Below are 19,480 nucleotides of genomic sequence, written 5' to 3' on the forward strand. Positions count from 1 at the left end.
AACGGGCAGGTTGTTTTCGACAGCAAGTTCCAAGGCATGAATCGAAATCATTTTCACCGCTTTCAATTCCACCTGCGGACGCTGCTGATCGTGGTCACGCTCCTGACAATTCCATGCGCTTACATCGGCGCGCAGGCCGAGATCGTGAGGGAGCGGAAGGCGATGCTCGAAAATGGGCATCTCACCTTATCCGAGGCGACCCCCGCCAGGAACAGACTCCCCCGTTTACGAGTTTGGCTTGGCGACGTGGACTGCTTCATCCTGTATTTCGACCCGATCGTGAGCGACTCCGACCTCGAACGCTATCGAGTTGCGTTCCCGGAAGCGCAAGTGACGCGCTTTACCGATGGCCGCATGATTCGACGATGATGGCCAACGTGAGATATGCTCTTGCTGCGACTCGGGAGGACCTGATGCCGGAACCTAACTGCGCAATAAAAAGGGCGGGCCAGTTCAATTGGAAACGGCCTGCCCCATTCTTTGGTTTGTGGGCACGTCCCACTGTGAATTGCTATTTATCAGTCCCTGGAGCTGGGACGGTCTTGGTCTCGGTGGTGGTCTTTTGCTCGCCCGTGACCTTGCCGTCGACGGTCTCCGTCTTCTTCGTCTCGGTTGTGGTCGTCTGTTCCCCTTTCTTATCGCAACCGACGGTGAACAGGCCGATCGATGCAATCACGGGGAATGCTAGCCAGCGTTTCATTGCAAGTTCCTTTCTGTGAATTTCTAGTCGGCGTCTTCATGGCCCGAACAATCGCGGTGCCAATCCCGCCCGAACCCTACTGGGCGCGCTCGGCGGAGCGCGATTCGAACAGACCCCAAAGGCCAAAGAACGATGCGCTATTTTCCAAGCAACTTAGCGACGACGAAGATGACAAGGGCCCCAAGCAGCCCTCCTCCACCGAGCAAATAGACCAAAGAATATCCCGCCGCTGCGATCGGACCGATTGTGATTGCGAAGATGTCCATGAGTCGTTCTCTCCAAATAGGGACCATCGCCCGTCAAGCCTCGGCAAACATGGCACTCAGGCCCATTGGCGAATTCGTTACCATGACTGCATGACATGCGACCCGAGCAGTCATACGCTCCGTCATGCGTAGCAATATGCGTGCCGCGCCGAAGAAGTAGAGAAAGATTGACGCGTGCTATTGAATGAACCGCAGCAACCCGACAGGAATCCGAACCGAGTTGGCAAAACCGGTTCGGGCCGAACCAGATTGATTCCAATTCCTGCATCCATTTCTAGTGCCATCCTCCTCCCAATTCCACGAGTACCTCCAACGCCATCCGAAATGGCGACCCGCATGAGTTCACGCGAGTACATCTAGCTCGGCATACGAGTTGCGTAACACGGACCCATCAAGCGACATGAAATCGCGGCCTTTTCGCAAGGCCGCGAAGCTTCGCCGAAAACGTCCAACCGATCGAACTCGCAGCGACGATCAGCGCCCGGGCTAACCGAATAGTACCGTGACTCATGACGATCAAGAATCAATTGAGTAGTCTGCCGCGCGGTTTGCCCGTACTGTTGACGTTGGTGCTCGCCGTCGGTGCATTACATTTTGGGCGCGAGATTCTGATTCCGTTGGCCATGGCCATACTTTTGGCGTTCTTACTCACACCATTAGTTAAGGCTTTGGAACGTCGCAAGCTTGCCCGCGTTCCGGCGGTTCTGGCCGCGATACTGGGGGTGTTCCTGATCGCCGCTTGCGCTACCTGGGAGATTGGTTCACAGTTGAACGACCTGGTTTACCGACTGCCCACCTACCGGGAAAACCTGAAAGCAAAACTTGAGAGCATGCGCCCTTCCAGCGGTGTGATCGGCAATGTTGAGGCCACATTTAGCGATGTGAGCCAGAAACTGGAGGACAAGCAGGATCCACCGCAACCCGTCCGGATTGTCGGCACGGAGGCCAATCCTCTCGACCGCTTGCAGATCATCCTTTCGACCGCCATGGCCCCAATCGCCAATGCGGGGATTGTGTTGGTGCTCGTCATTTTCATGCTCATCAGCCGGGAGGACTTGCGGAATCGACTCGTTCGACTTTGTGGGACGAGGCTCGCGTTGACGACCCGAGCCCTCGACGACGTTGGAAGCCGGGTGAGCAGATATCTGTTGATGAATGCAATGGTCAACGGCGGATTCGGCGTTGCCATCGCAATCGGATTGAAGCTCATTGGAATTGAATATGCGTTGACCTGGGGGTTCCTTGCCGGCATTCTGCGGTTCATACCCTACATTGGGACGATCTTGGCCTCCGCCCTGCCGATCGGAATGGCTTTCATACAGTTTCCGGGGCACGATTGGTGGCATCTTGCTCTCGTGGCATCGTTATTCATTATTCTTGAACTGATCACAAACAACATCATCGAGCCGCTGGCATACGGCTCGCGGACCGGGGTATCGACGGTCGCCATATTGGTCGCTGCGATGTTCTGGACATGGGTTTGGGGGCCGGTGGGATTGGTAGTCGCCGTTCCGCTGACCGTCGTCATGGCTGTGCTCGGGGAGCATGTCGCTGCGTTAGAGCCGCTCTCGATACTCTTGAGCGACAAACCGCCGCTCGCAAATCACATCAGCTATTATCAGCGACTTCTGGCCGGAGATACCGACGAAGGGTACGAGATCTTGGAATCCGAAGCGAAGGCTTCGTCGCCGATGGAAGCCTACGATTCAGTGGTGATCCCCGCCTTGATTCTTGCCGAGCGCGATCGGGCCTCGGGCGAGCTTGGGGAGGGGGAACAGCAGGCCATTTGGCAGACAACTCGCGAACTGATGGACGAACTCATCCCCGAAAATGCCGTGATTGATGATGCGGCGCTCGATAGTCCGCCGAGCATCAAGGCACGCGTCGTGGGCTGTCCGGCGCATGACATGGCGGATGAGATGGTCTTACTGACATTCAAGCAAACGTTTAAAATTGCCGCCGGCGCTCGATTTGACGTCCTACCCGCCACAATGTTAGTTGCCGAGGTGGTGGCGCGCATTGATGACGAGCGCCCTGATGTCGTATGCATCTCGTCTGTCGGGCCGCTTGGAGTTCGTCAAACTCGCCATTTGTGTTTGCGTCTTCGACAAGCACTTCCGAATATGCGGATCGTCATCGGCCGATGGGGATGCGCAAACGATCGCGATAAAGTCGTCAACAGCTTCAAGAAGCGCGGGGCCGACCAGGTCGTGTTTTCGCTCGCGGAAGGTCGAGACTATCTGCAGAGGCTGATACCGCTTGTCGCAGCGGATGGCAAGGCTTCAGTGCTCTCAGTTGCATGACAAGGACGAGCCCGAGATTTTCCAGTCCCAGTCGCCCTGTGGCCTATCGCTAATCTTGGCCGCTAGCCGACGGTTTCAGGGCAGAGAAACACGCTCGGAATTCACGGCCGCATTATCCTCGACCGCCGGCAGCCGGAGCAAGAGATTCCGAACGCGATTATCGCCATAGCGCGCCTCGCCTGACGCACCGTCTCACGGATCCGGAAACTCAAGCCGCGTCGTTCGTTCGCCCACGATCTTCGAGGTAGTTGCCTGTTTGCCGTTCAGACGGATACGGCAAAAATACGAGCCGATCAGTGGAACGGTCTCGCCCGACTGGTAGCTGGTCCAAGGATAATCCTGCTCCGCCTTGCCGGCGTCTTTGAGCACCCAAGCGGTCGTTTGGCGAACGAGATCAATCGTCGCGCCTTGGGTGGCTAGAAGCTGAACGTCGTGCGCCTCCGACGCGGCCCCCGCGAGAAACTCGGCTTTTGCAAGCCCGAGCGACTTAGCGACCGCTTGCATGCCCTCGTCGTAGATCTTCTGCAGTTGCTCAGACAGATCCTGCAATTTCGTGTTTCGATCTTCATCGCTCAGCTTCTTGTCTTCAATCACGGCGAGCTTATTTGCGACGATGCCTTCCATTTTCACGTAGTATCGTTCAATCGTTTGCTTCGAACGTTGCCGCTGAAGCAAGTGCTTCCGTCGGAACTCGATCGCCACCTGATCGAAAAAAGCGCCAACATAAGGGTCGGCGAGATCAGCGTCCATCATTTCCGTAGCGTAGGCGTCGTTGACCATGAGCGAGTTCCCCTCGATGTGCGTTCGTCCTGGCACTTCCGTCACGGCGCCTGTTGTGATCGAATGCGCGACGAGTTCCTTAAGTCGCGCGTACGATAAACCGGGCTTCTCGGCGGCGCGCGAGTCGCTCGAAGCGCCCAGCAGCAATCCAAACAGCAACATCGAACTCGTCATCAGGTTCGCGTCGAATCGGCTGCTAAGCGGGCAAGGTCGGATCATAGCGAGACTCCTGGATAAGCCACCACAGACGATCGGCCAGCGCGGCCAACCCGGCCATTGTCGCCAGCCACGATAAGAGCATGATGCTGCGCACCAGGGCCACTGTCCAGGGGACCCAAATCGCCATCGGGTTGTAGCCTACTCCTTGGAATTCGTCTTCCACGGTCCTTCCGGGCGTTTGGTCCAGATTTCGAGCGATCGCAGCTTGAAGCCACAGCCCGCGGGTTTCGAGATTTGGCCAATCGGGGGCCGGGATTGTGAAGAACGCGAGCATGATGAGAAATGAGGTGAGGCAACTCGCCGTCACGATCAGCAGCCGGCGGGGCGCGCGGCGAGGAAGCACATCGCGTTCGACTCCAACATCGCTGGCGAACCACGCCATGACCATAACGAGCCAGCTCGCCACTGCTGTCGCTGCGGGGGGCGGCCACGGCGGACCGATTCCGACCACTCGGTGCAGCACTCCCAGCGCGACGGCTAACAGCGAGACCGCGGCCAGGCCGCCGTAGCGCCGCCAATGCTGTGCGGTCTGACGATTCGTATCGGCTTGGCGTACGCGGCCGCGGTAGGCCAGCACGGTCGCCTCATCGACGTTTACTTCCCTGCGAAGCAGATCGATATCGCCGATTTGTTCTTTCTTGAAGTACCAATCGAGCACGACCAATAGGGCGTCGAGCGCACGATAGGCATCGGCCTCCGAAAAATCCTTGCTCAGATCGCCGTGAGTTGCTGCATTGCCCAACTCGCGGATGTGATCGACGTAGGCCTTGATGTGCAGATCGAGGACGCCTTCCTGAACCAACCGCGTCACCAGATTGTCGAGCGGGCGGGTGCCGGCCTTTTCGGGCACATGCCGCCGAAACAGATCGCGGACCACATATTCCAGCACCCGCCGGGCACGGACCAGCGCCATTGCCGGATCGGGCTGGGCGATTCGCTTGAACTGCTCCAGCGATTTCTTGATATCCTCGAATGCCCGCGAGAGGCGATCGATCTGTGCCTGCGCGTCGCCTGCTTCGAGGTTCGGCGGTTCGGGAATTGGTTCGGACGACATGGCAAAACTTTGAGCCGGTGCGGGCGAATGTTGATCGAGAAATTCTACCTCAAATTGCGTCTTGGCTGTCGCCGCCGGCCGGATATGATCTTGGAGTTGTTGGCCGTTGGGTGGCCGGGGCAGGACCGAAGGGAAGCCCCAGTGCGCCGCCGTCGACCGTCGCGCCACCGGGCCTCGGCAGTGCCTCCAGCTCCGCCCATCGAAATACGTCATAATGGAAAAAGCCGGCTAAGAGCCGATCCGAGAGCCGCCGGGGACTGTCCCCCTTTTGCGCAGTCCGCGGAGCAAAACGGGGATTGTCCCCTTTGCCCACGCGGTTCTAGGATAGGCTCTCAGGAAACTCCGCCATGCATCGCGCCCAATATCCGAACCGAAGGCGCTATTTGCGGTGCAGCTTGATTTGTGGCGTCGCACTGCTGATGCTCTTCGGAGTCCACCCGGCCAGCGGTCAAGAGGCGCCGCCCCAGCGGGTCAACCTTATCGCCGAGTTCCAAAAACTCGGCCTGACGCCGCTGGCCCAGGGGGACCGCGACGTTTGCTCGTTGTTTGCCATCACCGCACTGGCCGAGTTTGAAAGCAACCGCCATTCGGCCAGCCCGAAGGGCCGGCTCTCGGAAGAATACTTGATCTGGGCCGCCACCAACGCTTGCCGAAAGGACCACGATCAGGCGATGTTCTACGAGGCGGTCCAGGGACTGAACGCGCTCGGGATCTGCGCCGCCGACCGGATGCCGTACACGAGCAAGCCCGATCCCAACCGCAAGCCATCCGCCGCCGCGATCGCCGACTCCGAACCGCTCCGCCAGCGCTGGCAGGTCGAATGGATTAAACGCTGGTCTGTTGATCGGAAGTTGACCGAGTCCGAGTTGCTGGAGATCAAACGGGCGCTGGCTGCCGGGCATCCGGTCGCTTGCGGGCTGCGCTGGCCGAATACGCTGCACGGTTACAAACTTCTCGATGTGCCGCCGCCGAGCCAGGTGTTCGATGGTCACAGCATCGCCCTGGTCGGTTACGAAGACGATCCAGCGAAGAAGGGCGGCGGCGTGTTTCAGTTTCGCAACAGCGATGGCCCGGACTGGGGCGCTAAGGGGTACGGCGAGATGTCCTATGCTTATGTCCGGACATACGCTAACGATGCCCTCTGGCTGCATTGCGGACCGCCGAGTTCCGAAGTGCCGCGGGTGCGATACGAAGCGGAGTCGCTGCCGGTACTGGCCGCAGAACGGTGCCGCACGAATCCGCAGTCGATGGATGATTTTGGCGCCGCGATGTGGAGCCATGGTAAGCAGCTCTTTTGCGGGGCGGAACGCGGCGGGTGGGTTGAGTTGGGCTTTGATGTTCCCAAGCCTGGACGCTACCGCCTTCGTGTTCTAGCCACCGCCGCCCCAGACTTTGGCATCGTCCGCGTCGCCCTCGACGAAAACCATCTGGCCCCGCAGTTTGATCTTTACTCCGGCCGGGTGTGCCCATCGGGTTCACTTGAATTGGGCACCCACGAGCTAGCTGCCGGTAAGCATCGGCTCCGCTTCACGGCCATGAATAAGAGTGCGGCTTCAAAGAACTATTCATTTGGACTCGATGCCGTCGACCTTCTGGTCGCGAAATGAATTGTGTGCGGGCGCCGACGTGCTTCTTCGCGGGCGAAGCGACGGATGGTTTGTTTAGTAGGTCCGTGCTTACGCGGCCGCTCCATTCAGGGCATCGCCCGACTTGATCGTGCCGGTCTTGAGGCTCTTGAACCAGCGGCGTTTGCGTTTTGGCGGCTCGGCTTTGGGCGACTCGGTCTGCATGGCCGCATTATCCTTGACCGCGGGCAGCCGGAGCAAGCGAGACTGGCGTAGTCACTTACTAACCGCCAGTTTCACTCCGAGCGCGACAAAAACGGCGCCGGTTACCCGCCGGATCCAGATTGCGAACGATCCACAGTCTCGCAAGCGGCGACCGATGGCCGAAGCCGACCAGGCCAGGACCAGGCACCAAATTGTGCCAGTGCAAATGAACACGGCGCCCAAGAAGAGGAACGTACCAATTTTGGAGGCTGCCGAGGGATCGACGAACTGTGGCAGAAACGACATGAAGAAGAGCGCCACCTTGGGGTTGAGCAGATTGGTGAGCAGGCCGGCGCGGTAGATCGCCCAGGATCGCGTCTTCCCGAACTCGGGCGTCAATGTCGTGCTATTCGGGTTTTGAAACAAGATCCGCGCGCCCAGGTAAACCAAGTACGCTGCACCGACGAACTTTACCATGAGGAACGCCGTACCGGACGTGGCTAGTATCGCCGACAGGCCAAGCGAAGCCGCGATCGTGTGAACTAGACAACCCGAGATGATTCCAAGCACCGAAACCAGTCCGGCGCGACGCCCTTGGGCGATGCTTCGACCGAGAATATAGAACGTGTCCTGCCCCGGCGTGAGATTCAGCAGAATCGCGCTCACCAAGAACAAGCCGAAGTTCTGGGTGCCGAGCATAGGATGGTCCCGCCGCTGTAGAATTCAATGATTGGCCGCGGACGAATGAACCGCCAAGCGAGCTGGAACCGTTCGAGCGAACGATGGACGCTGCCAAGATTAGACCAGACAGCGGCCGACCCCGCTACGATAGCTCGACATCCATTCAGGGCCTCGTCCAGCTTGACCGTGCCGGCTTGAACTTGACGCGATCACCCGCGAGAATCACTCGCGGAGGACTAAACCATGATTCCACGAGCGATTGTCCTGTTGTTTGTTGGCACAACCGTGCTGCTGGGCAATGGCGCGCCCAATTCGGCTTGGCCCGACGATCACCGTGTGGCGCTGTCCCGAGTGTTCGTCGGCTATGTGTACCAGCAGCCGCAGAACATCAACTATTCCCTCTATACGCACCTCTGCCACGCATTTCTGGATGCAAACGAGGATGGCAGCATTCGACCGAACAAGTCATGTCCGAATCAGCAACTTGTGACCGACGCCCACAAGTCAGGCGTCAAAGTCATTCTTTCTCTCGGAGGTTGGGGCTGGGACAAACAATTCACGGCGATCGTCAGCGAGCAGGAATCGCTTAACCGCTTCATCAACGCCGTGATGACCATCATTGAAAAGTTCGATTATGACGGCATGGATGTGGATTGGGAGTACCCTGATACCACAGCAAAGGCGGCCGGATTCGATCGGCTCTGTCGGCGGCTGCGCAGCGAATTGGATGCGCTCGGAAAAAGAAGGGACGGCAGTTGGTCCTGACGATGGCCGCGTCCGCCAGTCCGTCGACGCTCAAATCGGTTGAGAATGCCACGCTGCTGGACACGATGGATTGGATCAACGTGATGACCTACGACTACACGGGCGATTGGTCGTCTCAGGCCGGACATCATTCGCCATTATTCGCTTCGTCGAAACAGAGGGGGACGCCTTATTCGACCGAATTGTCGATGAAATCCCTCGTCGATCGCGGCATCCCGGCCAGCCGGCTGGCGATGGGCTTGCCGCTCTATGGGCGAACCTTTGCCGTCTCTGAGCCGTACGCCCCGACGAAGAACCCAGCCCCGCGACCGGCCGTGCGCGGCGGCAGCTATAGCAACATCGTCAAGCTCATCAAAGACAAAGGCTGGGTCCGCAGATGGGACGACGAGACCAAAAGTCCTTGGGCGCTTGCTCCCGATGGCTCGGCCATTATCGCCTACGACGACGCCGAATCACTGTCGATGAAAACCGAGTGGGCCATTAAACAAGGCTTCCGCGGCGTCTTCTTCTGGCAAATCCGCGACGATCAGATGCCCGATGGACGTTTTCCTTTGCAAGAGGCGGCGCATAAGAAATGGGAGCAAGCCGGACTTTGAGAGACGATCCTGGAGCTGTCCTGGACCGGCATGACGAGAGGAAATCAAGGCGGCAATTTGGAATCAACTTCGGTACGAGGCCCCTCGTTGCAACCAATGGATCGCCAGAAGCATCAACTCATCGCGGTTCAACGGCTGCCACGACACGTTTTACTAGTTCGGACTCGAAGTCCTGGGGATACTGATCGCCGACCCCGACGCGGACAAACACCAAATCTAGACTCGGAACTACGTAGCCATGATTGTTGCGGAAGCCAGCCGTTTGCACGAGGTCATGGGGCGCGTCCTTGTGATGCGGATAAATCCACCACTGGGCGCCATAGTCGGGCTTCGCCGAGATTGCGGCCCAAGCGAAGTCGTAGTAGCTGGCCGGCACGATCCGTTTGCCGGCCCACTCGCCCCGATGTAGGGCCAGGTAGCAGAAGCGGGCGTGTTCGCGCGCCGTCGTCGTGATTCCGCTGTAGCCTTGGCTGTAGGGTCCGATCGCGCCGTCGCCGCCATTCGTGACCCACCGCACCTGCCGCATACCGATCGGTTCGAATAGGTGCTCCTTCAGGAACGGGTAGAGGTCGACCCCGGTTGTTCGGTGGAACAGGAGGACGAGATGCGCGACCCCAGCATTGCTGTAGTGGAAGACCTTGCCAGGGTCGTTTTTCAACTTTGCCATCGGCGAGCCTTCGACATGCCCCAGGAACCACTCAAAGGGTTTCTCCTTCGGCTCGAACGGCTTGCCACCGGGCGGATCCGGCGGATTCTCTTCGCCGAGACCCGAAACCATGTTCAGCAGATGTCGGACAGTGACGTCTGCCTTACGCGGGTCCGGTAGTGGAAGAGATTCAGGGATCCACTCGGCATTGCAGACCTTAATGTCGAGCGCGAGCGGCTTGCCTGCGGTGCCGGCTGATGCGCCAAAGTCGGTGAGGATCATGCCGAAGGCGGTGCTGGTGTATGCCTTCGAGCAGGAGTAGATGTTGAAGTCGGTCCGGCGATCACAATCCTTGTACCACTCGCCGACGATATGACCGCGGCGGATCACGAGAAGGCCGGAAGCGCCATCGGCGGCCGCATTATGGCGCCAGGCTTCCCGCAGCTTATCCCAATCGACGCCGGCGACCTCGCGGATCCTGGCCTTCTGTTCGCGGTCGGGTTAGCCCTGCTCTGGCAGCAGGCTACGCCAGCCGCCCTGTTCCTCGGCCGGCGGAAAGTAATCGACGAGCGCGGGACGATCCCGCGGTTTCTCGTCGGCCGCAAACGAAACCGACATCAAGCCAGGCAGACATCCGATCACGACGCAGATGCAGTATCGCATCACTCGTATTTCCTTTCTCCATCGGTGGCGGCGGATCAATCTCAGAAAGTCGGAATTGGAACCAGCCACGGCCCGGCTTCTTCCTCGGAGCGAGCGGATCGGCGCTGGCTGGGTTTTCAAACGTGCCCGCATTTTAGCGGCAGACGATCGGGATTTCCCCTTTATTTCAGGCGCGACCGCGAATCATTGGAACGGGCCCCGCGGCCAAAAACTCATAAAAAACCTGTTGACAGGCTAAGACGTTTTGGATTATAAATAAGCTTTAATGGCTTAGAATGAGGAGGCGGCCCTGTATGTCCGCCCCGCGATCGCCGCCTAATTCAACGGAAGCAATCACACCGATGGCTCGGCCAAGACAAGATGTGACCCCCGCGGAACTGGCGATTCTGGAGTTGCTCTGGGACCGCGCAAAGGCGAGCACGCGGCAGATCGTCGATGCCCTCGATCCGGGCGGCGGCGCCGGACGCTATGCCACGGTGCAGAAGCAGCTCGAACGCATGGAGGCAAAGGGCTTGATCCTTCGTGACCGCAGCTATTTTCAGCACCTCTTCTCTCCGGCGGTCGATCGCGAGGAGTTGGCTGGCCAGCGATTGCGGACCGTCTTGGACAAATTGTGCGAAGGCTCGCTCGTACCGCTACTCAGCCATATCGTGCGCACCAGACCGCTTACGCCCGACGAGCGCGAGGCGCTGCGTGAGTTGATCGATCAGCCCAACGAGCGCAAGCGGAGCACGCCCCGCAAACCAAAGAAGGAGTGAGCGATGCTGCCTACCCTCCTGCGAATCGCCGCGAGCAATGCGCTATCAGCCGTCGTGTTGGCCGTCGTCGTGGCAGGGGTCAGTCGGCTCTGCGCGCGGCCGGCACTCACGCGGGCACTCTGGGTGCTGGTGTTGCTTAAGTTGCTCATGCCGCCGCTATGGACGATCCCGGTTGACGATTTTTTCGGCCACCAGCCGACCAGCACCGACGGCGTCCGGACGCTCACCGTCCGAGATGATGGATTGGCCCGAACCGGCGACGTCGCCGGCGTCGGACAAGCCAGTTCCGCTGGCGCGGCCGACAACAACAAGCCGGAATCGGGGCTCGACTCGCGCGTTGAGCCGCCAACCGCAATGCCCGCCGCGAGCCGCAGTCCGATTCCACGCCTCATCCCGCCGGCCGAATGGATTGCCGCGGCCTGGATTGCCGGCACGCTCGGTGGATTGATTGCGCTGGTCGCTCGTGTCCGGCAATTCTTGCGATCGCTGCGACACGCCGCGCGGGCACCGGCCCGAGTCCAAGGGCGATGCTCGGCGCTGGCGGCACAGCTCGGCTTGCGGCAATCGCCAGGAGTGTGGTTTGTGCGCACGTCATTTTGCCCGAGCCTTTGGGCATTCAGTCGGCCGGCGCGGGTTTTGGTGCCGCAACAGTTGTGGGACCGGCTCGAGCCGGCGCAACAAGACGCGCTGTTGGTTCACGAGCTGGCGCATCTGCGACGGCGCGATCATTGGGTGCGCCTCCTGGAAGTGGCGGCCACTCTCGTTTACTGGTGGCATCCGGTGGTTTGGTACGGACGGCGGCGGCTGCACGAGGCTGAGGAACAATGCTGCGACGCCTGGGTGCTCGGGATCCTGCCCTCCGTGGGTAACAGTTATGCGGCGGCACTTTTGGACACCGTGGATTTCATTTCGTCGGCCCATCCCGCCACGCCGGCGCTGGCCAGCGGGTTGGGCGAGTTCTCTCACCTGAAAAGGAGAATCATCATGATTCAGAATGGAAGTGTGCGCAAGGCATTGACGTGGACCGGCGCGATGATCGTCTTCGGCCTGGCCGGAATTGTCCTGCCAGTGGCCCCCGGCTTCGGGCAAGATAATTCGGCAAAGGAAAAGCCCAAGCCCGAACTCAAGGAAATCGAAATCGACGTCGATGCTGACAAGGCCCGCGCCGGCAAGGCTGAGGCCACCCAGGGCGAGGCTGCGCGGACCGAGGCCGAAAGGTCGATCATGCATGCGAAGCTCGAAATCCAGCAGCTCTCCGCCGAGATGCAGAGAATCCAGGCCACGCTCGCGCAAGCCAAAGCGAGGCTGCGCGCGTTAGAAGTGGCTCGAAGCAATGAAGCCGGGACCTCAAACCGATTCTTCGTGTCGGACACGACAAACAGTAATAACGATCGGCCTGCCAATGTTTACACTCAGTTGGGCAACAAGTTCGATAATCAACCTCAGACCGAGAAACATGACCCACGCTCGCGGGCCGACCGGCTCGACCAATTGGAGCGAGAAGTCAAACGGATCCTTGGCGAGATCCATGAGATGAAGGGAGACCAGAGCGGGCAACCGAAACAGTAGCTTGGCCGCATTATCCCTGGCCGCGGGCAGCCGGAGCAAACGTCAATCGGTCCGCGTGATTCTAAGAGCCTATCCGAGAACCGCCTGGGCAAAGGGGACAGTCCCCGTCTTGCTCCGCGGACTGCGCAAAAAGGGGACAGTCCCCGGCGGTTCTCGGATAGGCTCTAAATGGTCAGGCGGTGATTCGGCTCCAGCAAGGTGAGCGGCAAATCGCCGCGACAGTTTTGTCATCGGAATTGCCTGCCACGAGGATTCGTGGCGCCCCGGACACCCGCTCCGCGCTCCACTGTTCTGGCCTTCGCTTTTCCGAAAAAATGTGATGATCATGTCGCCCCTATTGGTTCCGTACGTGAAGCAGCGCGACACCGATACTTCCCGACTTGCGAAAGGGAACTATGAAAACTCCTGTCGCGCGAGCCCGAGCCGCGTCTTCCCCACCGGGGAGCGCGTAAATTCAATGCATGAGAAGCGGACATCGCATTGAAGCCTCGTTCCGATGGCCTGTCCCGATTACAATGGGCTGCGTCAAGGAGTCCGCGCATGCCCGATTCGCCATGGTCTCTTTCCCGCCGTGAGGTTCTCGCCGCCCTTGCCGCCGCCGGCCTGGCGCCCCTTGTCGCGGCCGCGCCGCTAATGCCCGCGAGCCGTCCGGTTCCCAAAATGATTGACCGGGCGATGAGGTGGGTGCAGCTCGCACTGGTCGAGAAGGATCCCGCGACGTTCGATCCGGACTGGTGGCTCGATCTCTTCCAGCGCGTTCACGCCGATGGCGCGTGCATCTCCGCCGGCGGCATGTGTGCGTTTTATCCGACCGACGTGCCGTTCCATCACCGCAGCGAATGGCTCGGTGATAAGGACACCTTCGGCTACCTCGTACGCGGCTGCCGCAAGCTGAACATGACCGTCATCGCGCGCGTCGACCCGCATTGCATCCGCGACGACGCGGCCAAAGCGCATCCCGAATGGGTGGCTGTCAATGCGAATGGTCAAAAGGCGCGGCACATGGTCATCCCCGACCGCTGGCTCAGTTGCGCGCTGGGGCCATGCAACTTCGAGTTTATGCCGCAGGTGCTCACCGAGATCGTTACGCGCTACGGCGTTGACGCCATCTTCGCCAACCGCTGGGCCGGCCACATCACGTGCTATTGCGATTCGTGCAAGAGCATGTTCAAGCAGGCGACTGGATTGGATGCACCGCGCACATCGCAGGAGCGCGGCTGGGAAGAGTTCCAGCGCTGGCGCGCGAATCGATTATTCGAAGTGTGGGACGTTTGGGACGCCGCGGTCAGCAAGGTGAATCCCGAGGCGTGCTGCCTGATGAACATGGGCGGCGTTCACAGCACTGACATGCCGCGGATCGGCGGGCGGGCCGGCATGGTTGCCGCGGATCGCCAGGGGCGGAATGCTGCCGTCATGCCACCGTGGGCCGCCGGTTGGAACGCAAAGGTGTTCCGCAGCGTGATGGCTGGAAAACCGGTCGCCGGGATCTCCAGCATCGGCAACGACGACGCTCACCGTTGGAAAGATTCAGTGCAGAGCGCTGCAGAGATTCGCCTCTGGCTGCTGGAGTGCATCGCCAACGGCATGCGCCCGTGGGTGGTGAAGTTCTGCGGCACGCTCTATGACCGGCGTTGGGTTCCGCCGGTCGAATCGGTGTATCAATGGCATTTCGAGAACCAACGATTCATGCGCCACACGCGGAACATGGCGCGCGTCGCGCTGCTCTGGTCGCCGCAGACCTCGTCAGCAATCGGCAACGCGAAGACCGAAGCCAGCCAGCTCGGTTTCTATCATGCCCTGGTCGAAGCGCGGATTCCCTTCGAGATGGTCAACGAAAGTTTCCTCGAACCCGAGAACCTCGACCGCTTCAAGCTGCTGATCCTGCCGGGGATCGCGGCGGTGTCCGACGCCCAGTGCGACCAAATCCGCCGGTTCGTCAAGCGCGGCGGCAGCGTCGTGGCCACGTTTGAGACGTCGCTCTTCGACGAAATGGGACGGAAGCGAAAGGATTTCGGCTTAGCAGATCTGTTCGGCGTCGAGGTCGCCGGAAGGACAGAACCGTATATCAAGAACTCCTACATCCATCTGGAGCACGAGACGCGTCATTCCATTCTGCAGGGCTTCGACGACGCGGGCCGAATCATCAACACCATTGGCCGCGTTGACGTGAGGCCGACGGCCAAATTCGCCGCGCCACCCCTGACGCGCGTGCCATCGTATCCCGATCTGCCGATGGAGGACGTTTACCCGCGCCAACCGACGACGGATACGCCGGAAATCTTTCTTCGCGAGTTAGATAGCGGCCGCGTCGCGTATTTCCCGGGCGACATCGACCGTACGTTCTGGGAAGTGCTCGATCCGGACCACGGTCGGCTCTTGGCCAACGCCGTGCGCTGGGCGTTGAACGAGCCGGACGTGGTGAGCGTTACCGGGCCGGGTGTGGTGGATCTTGCAGTGTGGGAGCAGGACGGCTCGATGACCGTACACCTCGTGAACCTCACGAACCCGATGATGATGAAAGGCCCGATCCGCGAGTTGTACGCAGTCGGTCCGCAACAGGTCCGCGTTCGCCTGCCGGCCGGCCGCCGCGCCCGCGAGGTGCGACTGCTGGTCAGCAAGGCCGACCCACGGCCACATGATGCGGGCGGCGTGTTGAGTCTGACGGTGCCGTCAATCCTCGACCATGAGGTGGTGGCGATCATGTATTGAACGGGGCCGCAGCCGCGCTTCGATCGACTTGCGAACAGCGAGACGAGAAAAGCGACCGCATTCTTGGGATTGCCAAGAAACCACCGATTCTTCGGTGCTCCGGCGGACCGCCGCAGATTAGGAATGCCTCAGAATCTTGACTTTGGCAATCTGGCGATGAAACTTTTCGGCAAATTTCGGACGCTGGCGCTGGCGAACGACTCTACGCCGCTGGAATCTGGCAGCCCCTCAATCAATGTCCTGTACGAGGGTGAACTTGGCGCAAAAAGAAACCCGCGCCAAGAATGACGCGGGCGTGTGTTCTTTGACAATTTGAAATCAGCTACGCAGTTCGGCGGCGATGCCAAGTCAAGCCGATCAGGCCGATGCCAACGAAGCCGAGCAGGATGACAATGCTGGAGGGCTCGGGAACGCCGACATCAGACCGCACCTGGACCCCAAAACCGGGGAATGTCGACCCAATCAGCCCGGAGACGTCTTCAAGTAAACCCGTCTCGGGCAGAATAGGCACAGGTGCTGTGGGCGGGATCTTGCTCAAAATGGACGCCAAGTCGGGATTGTTATCCGAGACGAGGGCGATGAATGGGGTATTCGGATTGGCAAGACCACTGACGAGCAAATCGCTCACAACCACGGGTCCGTTCGGGCCGGAAAACGTGACGGGTGGTAGCGCGGTTGGATCGATCGGCTCTCCCGGAGGCTCAGCAAAAATCACGAAAGAAGCCCCGGGGACCCCTGCCGGCGGGATCAAGCCGGCCAACCCGCCCGGCGCCACCAGCCCAGTAAGGGTCGTCGTCGGAGCGAATAACGCTGAGGGCTGAGTTCCAGCGCCAGCCGTTTCTGGGATCACGATGTCGGCGGCCGGAGGGCCGCCTACGGGAGGGGTAACGACAAGTTCGTCACTAGCAATAGGCGCGCCCAGCACGTTACTGTCGTTGGCAAGAAAAGTGAGGCCAGACAATACAACAGTCACACCGAGCATTCGAGCGGAGGATTTTACAGTTGTCTTCACGAGCGGGCTCCTTTGCGAGAAAAACTCTGTTGTGCGGCGATCACCCTAGTAAAAAAAACAGCTACCCAATCCAAGGCGGGTTGAGAATCGCTACCTCTCCACTCTCCCAATAGCCGCGATTGTAACCCCACCTCTCCTCCCGGTCGAGAATTCTTTCGGTTTTTTTCTGGCCAAACCCCAAACTTTGACCGGCCGCTCGACGAGCTGCTCGACGCCGTCGACGTCGAGGCGATCGCTGACCACCGGCTAGCGCGGTTTAGCGGGTATCGGTGACGCGAAAACAATGCGACCGAAAGCGGTAGCGAATGAAAGCGCCTGGTGAACCAACGGCGCCGCGTCGTCGCCCACGTTCGCTTCTCGCGGGCCGTTCTTCCTCCCCTTTTTCCATTGACCAACCCGCCTCCGCCAGCCGCGACACGACGCAACGTGCGCGAAACTGGGGCGGGAACACGGTTGGCGTCTCCTCCGACACGAGAGGCGCCAAAGCGCGTCGGTTTGATCGACCGAAGTTTTTGCCAACGTCGGTCGGGCGGACCGCTGCGCTTTTCCGCTGGGGCGGGCGAGAGTCTGGCTATTCACGTAAATGTCGCAATCGCTTGACACCTGGCGCGTCGTGGAATAGCTTCACCCCTACTGCCCTAACAGGGGAATTCGCCAACAACCACCCAGCGCCGCTACTGAAAAGAAAAGCTGTCTGGATTCTCTTCTCGGCCCTGCCGTAATGCGGCATCGTCGCAATTAGAGATTCCTGGCAGCTTTTCTTTTTTTTGACCAGCAACGACCACGACGACGCAACCTGAGGTCCACGGCAGCGCGTTGCCAAATAAACGGCTACCGATTCAAGACATCACAATTGCTTTCCTGGGTTGCCAGAAGGCCAAAATGGCACGTTGGATTACCGCTTTGTTTTTGGTCGTGATCTGCGCATCGAACGCCGTCGCCCAGCTTGCGACTCCCCAGCAACTGCTCACTTGGGGCCAGACCACGTATCAGTCGACTGTCTCTACCCTGCAAGTTCCGGGCACGGCTCTCTATGCCGAGAATGCGTCCCTTGGAGGCGGACATTCGGGAGGCGACAGCGGATTCTCCTACGTTTGGGACGCGAGCGTGCAAATCCGCGTGCTCGACACGCTGACCCAGATCAACCCCGCAACCGACGCTCCCATATTGCAGAGTTTTTCCACACAGCTCTACGACAAGTACTGGAATGCCTCAACCGGCGGCTATCGTTCGGGAGTCAGCGCCGGCGCCACCGAATTCTACGACGATAACGGACACCTCGCCGTTGCATTGGCCACCGCTTATAACGTCACCGGCAATCCGACCTATCTCAACCAAGCCAAAGCCACCTACAGCTTCGTGCGCCAAGGCATGGATAATGTTGGCGGCGGCGGTATCTACTTCAAGGTTGGTGACTTCAGCTCCAAAGACACGGCTACGACGCTGCAGGGCGCCCATGCCGCGCTGCTGCTCTATCAAGACACAGGCGTGCAATCCTATCTCACTGACGCGACGTCGCTCTATAGCTGGTCATGGAACACGACTCAGCGGAACGATTTGTTCTATGAACGACTCTATTTGACTGGCTCGAAAGCTGGAACTATTGGTGATTATCAACTCATCAACTCCGCCGGCTTTGCACTAGACGACGCCATGTTACTTTTCAAGGCCACCGGCCAAGCGACTTACCTCACCGAAGCCGAGAACATCGCAGCCGCTTCGATCCCGCGTTACTTCAACGCCACGACTGGCGCTATAAACGATGAAGGTTATTGGGACTTCGAGCTAGCCAACGCACTCGACGATCTTTACAAGCTGGATCGTAACAAAACCTGGCTGAATGACGTCAACCGCGCTCTCGATTGGCTAGACGCAAATCGGCAGGACCCCAATGGCCACTACGGCACGCTTTGGGGCCGCGGCGGAACACAAGTCGGCGACCTCAGTTCCTGGGATCTGATCGATCAGGCGGCAGTGACGCAGAGCTACCTCTATGCTTATACATTCGCGGTGCCGGAGCCGTCGTCGATTGTGCTCTGCTGCGTGGGAGTGGTCGGATTATTCGTGGTGGGCAACCGCCGTCGCCAAGCGTAGGCCTCGGTCACGTTTGCGAAGCGCGTAACGGCTGGTTCGGCATCACGCTGACACCGCGCCGCCCCGACCAGCATCCTCCAATACAAGAATCGACCGTTTTATGGTTTCTGAGACGACCCAGAGAGCCGTCGACTCGCCAAGCTCGGAATTCAATGAACAAGATGCGCCAATGCCATTTGGTGCGTACGCACCTGCCGTTCAGACAGGCAATCTTCTTGTTCGCGAAGCAGTTCAGAGAGAAAGACAGGAAGTCACTCTCGCAGAATGAATCGGTATGGAACCCGCGACCAGTCGCCACTGTATTCTACCCCGATGCGCGGAGTCGTCTCTATCCGCTCATCGGGAATGACGATCGAGCGATTCTCGAACCAGAGACCACTCGACTTCTTTGCTGGTTTGCCATTCAATGATTTGTCAATCTGGAGGCGAGCCGTAATCCGGCCGGGGCCGTTAATGTTCGTCGTCCCGCGAATGAGCACGGCCGCTGGATATCCCGGCTCTCCGGTGACGACATTGAGCATCCAGTGCATGCCGTAAATCAAGTAGACGTAGAAGACGCCAGCGGGCCCGAACATTACTTCGGTGCGCGGCGTCCGGCCTTTCGAGGCGTGAGAGGCCAAGTCTTCAGGGCCATCATAGGCTTCGACCTCGGTCAGCGTCGAAGAGATTATGTTGCCATCGGGACTTCGCCTGACCAACGAAGCGCCGATGAGTCCTTTGGCGACCTCGAGTACTGGCCGCTCGAAGAATTTTATGGGCAAAATTCCGGGCATGCCTGAAATGTAACCGATGCCTCGCCGAAATGCAGGGCGGCCACCGCCAGATAGGCAATGAAGTCCCCGGTCGGAATGGTCGCGGAAAAGTATCGCGACATCGCGGTAAGCAATGTGGGATCA

16 protein-coding genes and 1 pseudogene are annotated in these 19,480 nt (G+C 59.5%); 8 read left to right on the forward strand and 9 right to left on the reverse strand.

What is annotated here, in order from left to right:
- Nucleotides 1-36 precede the first annotated feature (36 nt).
- A complete protein-coding gene (locus VGY55_20415) occupies nucleotides 37-369 on the forward strand; it encodes a hypothetical protein (protein ID HEV2972350.1) in 333 nt (110 codons plus the stop codon).
- A gap of 142 nt (nucleotides 370-511) precedes the next feature.
- On the opposite strand, the gene VGY55_20420 is transcribed toward VGY55_20415, so the two are convergent.
- The gene (locus VGY55_20420; GenBank protein ID HEV2972351.1) at nucleotides 512-700 is read right to left on the reverse strand and encodes a hypothetical protein; all 189 of its coding nucleotides are present in this window, start codon (nucleotides 698-700) and stop codon (nucleotides 512-514) included.
- A 137-nt stretch (nucleotides 701-837) separates the two neighbouring features.
- Nucleotides 838-966, reverse strand: coding sequence for a hypothetical protein (locus VGY55_20425; GenBank protein HEV2972352.1), 129 nt, complete (start codon nucleotides 964-966; stop codon nucleotides 838-840).
- A 509-nt stretch (nucleotides 967-1,475) separates the two neighbouring features.
- On the opposite strand from VGY55_20425, the gene VGY55_20430 reads away from it, so the two are divergent.
- Nucleotides 1,476-3,269, forward strand: a complete 1,794-nt coding sequence (locus VGY55_20430; protein HEV2972353.1) for an AI-2E family transporter — start codon at nucleotides 1,476-1,478, stop codon at nucleotides 3,267-3,269.
- A 192-nt stretch (nucleotides 3,270-3,461) separates the two neighbouring features.
- Here the strand turns inward: VGY55_20430 and VGY55_20435 are convergent, their stop codons facing one another.
- The gene (locus VGY55_20435; protein ID HEV2972354.1) at nucleotides 3,462-4,268 is read right to left on the reverse strand and encodes a hypothetical protein; all 807 of its coding nucleotides are present in this window, start codon (nucleotides 4,266-4,268) and stop codon (nucleotides 3,462-3,464) included.
- Nucleotides 4,246-5,322 (reverse strand): DUF4145 domain-containing protein, encoded by a 1,077-nt coding sequence (locus VGY55_20440; GenBank protein ID HEV2972355.1) that lies wholly within the window; start codon nucleotides 5,320-5,322, stop codon nucleotides 4,246-4,248. The genes VGY55_20435 and VGY55_20440 overlap by 23 nt, the downstream gene beginning before the upstream one ends.
- A 347-nt stretch (nucleotides 5,323-5,669) precedes the next feature.
- On the opposite strand from VGY55_20440, the gene VGY55_20445 reads away from it, so the two are divergent.
- Nucleotides 5,670-6,929 carry a C1 family peptidase gene (locus VGY55_20445; GenBank protein HEV2972356.1) on the forward strand — a complete coding sequence of 420 codons (1,260 nt, stop codon included), beginning with the start codon at nucleotides 5,670-5,672 and terminating at the stop codon, nucleotides 6,927-6,929.
- Nucleotides 6,930-7,163: 234 nt separating this feature from the next.
- Here VGY55_20445 and VGY55_20450 read toward each other — a convergent pair whose 3' ends face one another.
- Nucleotides 7,164-7,790: a LysE family translocator gene (locus VGY55_20450; protein HEV2972357.1), complete on the reverse strand. Its 627-nt coding sequence runs from the start codon at nucleotides 7,788-7,790 to the stop codon at nucleotides 7,164-7,166.
- 225 nt (nucleotides 7,791-8,015) lie between these two features.
- Between VGY55_20450 and VGY55_20455 the strand changes: the two are divergent.
- Nucleotides 8,016-9,133 (forward strand): annotated as a pseudogene (locus VGY55_20455) (glycoside hydrolase family 18 protein).
- 118 nt (nucleotides 9,134-9,251) lie between these two features.
- Here the strand turns inward: VGY55_20455 and VGY55_20460 are convergent.
- Together VGY55_20460 and VGY55_20465 are read right to left on the reverse strand one after the other, a co-directional pair.
- Entirely contained in the window at nucleotides 9,252-10,169 is a 918-nt protein-coding gene (locus VGY55_20460) for a serine hydrolase (protein ID HEV2972358.1), read from the reverse strand.
- 111 nt (nucleotides 10,170-10,280) lie between these two features.
- Nucleotides 10,281-10,442 (reverse strand): hypothetical protein, encoded by a 162-nt coding sequence (locus tag VGY55_20465; GenBank protein HEV2972359.1) that lies wholly within the window; start codon nucleotides 10,440-10,442, stop codon nucleotides 10,281-10,283.
- A gap of 341 nt (nucleotides 10,443-10,783) precedes the next feature.
- Here VGY55_20465 and VGY55_20470 point away from each other — a divergent pair, with 341 nt between their 5' ends.
- From VGY55_20470 to VGY55_20480, 3 genes are all read left to right on the forward strand, one after another.
- Nucleotides 10,784-11,200 carry a BlaI/MecI/CopY family transcriptional regulator gene (locus VGY55_20470; GenBank protein ID HEV2972360.1) on the forward strand — a complete coding sequence of 139 codons (417 nt, stop codon included), beginning with the start codon at nucleotides 10,784-10,786 and terminating at the stop codon, nucleotides 11,198-11,200.
- A 3-nt stretch (nucleotides 11,201-11,203) separates the two neighbouring features.
- A complete protein-coding gene (locus tag VGY55_20475; GenBank protein ID HEV2972361.1) occupies nucleotides 11,204-12,769 on the forward strand; it encodes a M56 family metallopeptidase in 1,566 nt (521 codons plus the stop codon).
- Nucleotides 12,770-13,309: 540 nt separating this feature from the next.
- The gene (locus tag VGY55_20480) at nucleotides 13,310-15,478 is read left to right on the forward strand and encodes a beta-galactosidase trimerization domain-containing protein (protein HEV2972362.1); all 2,169 of its coding nucleotides are present in this window, start codon (nucleotides 13,310-13,312) and stop codon (nucleotides 15,476-15,478) included.
- Nucleotides 15,479-15,800: 322 nt separating this feature from the next.
- Here the strand turns inward: VGY55_20480 and VGY55_20485 are convergent, their stop codons facing one another.
- Nucleotides 15,801-16,490 carry a hypothetical protein gene (locus VGY55_20485; GenBank protein HEV2972363.1) on the reverse strand — a complete coding sequence of 230 codons (690 nt, stop codon included), beginning with the start codon at nucleotides 16,488-16,490 and terminating at the stop codon, nucleotides 15,801-15,803.
- A gap of 882 nt (nucleotides 16,491-17,372) precedes the next feature.
- Here VGY55_20485 and VGY55_20490 point away from each other — a divergent pair.
- Nucleotides 17,373-18,584, forward strand: a complete 1,212-nt coding sequence (locus tag VGY55_20490) for a glycoside hydrolase family 76 protein (protein ID HEV2972364.1) — start codon at nucleotides 17,373-17,375, stop codon at nucleotides 18,582-18,584.
- Between the two features lie 251 nt (nucleotides 18,585-18,835).
- Here the strand turns inward: VGY55_20490 and VGY55_20495 are convergent, their stop codons facing one another.
- On the reverse strand, nucleotides 18,836-19,357 hold the full coding sequence (locus VGY55_20495) for a DNA-3-methyladenine glycosylase (GenBank protein HEV2972365.1): 522 nt from the start codon (nucleotides 19,355-19,357) through the stop codon (nucleotides 18,836-18,838).
- Nucleotides 19,358-19,480: the final 123 nt, after the last annotated feature.

The sequence above is a fragment of the Pirellulales bacterium genome (assembly GCA_035939775.1).
Classification (GTDB): domain Bacteria; phylum Planctomycetota; class Planctomycetia; order Pirellulales; family DATAWG01; genus DASZFO01.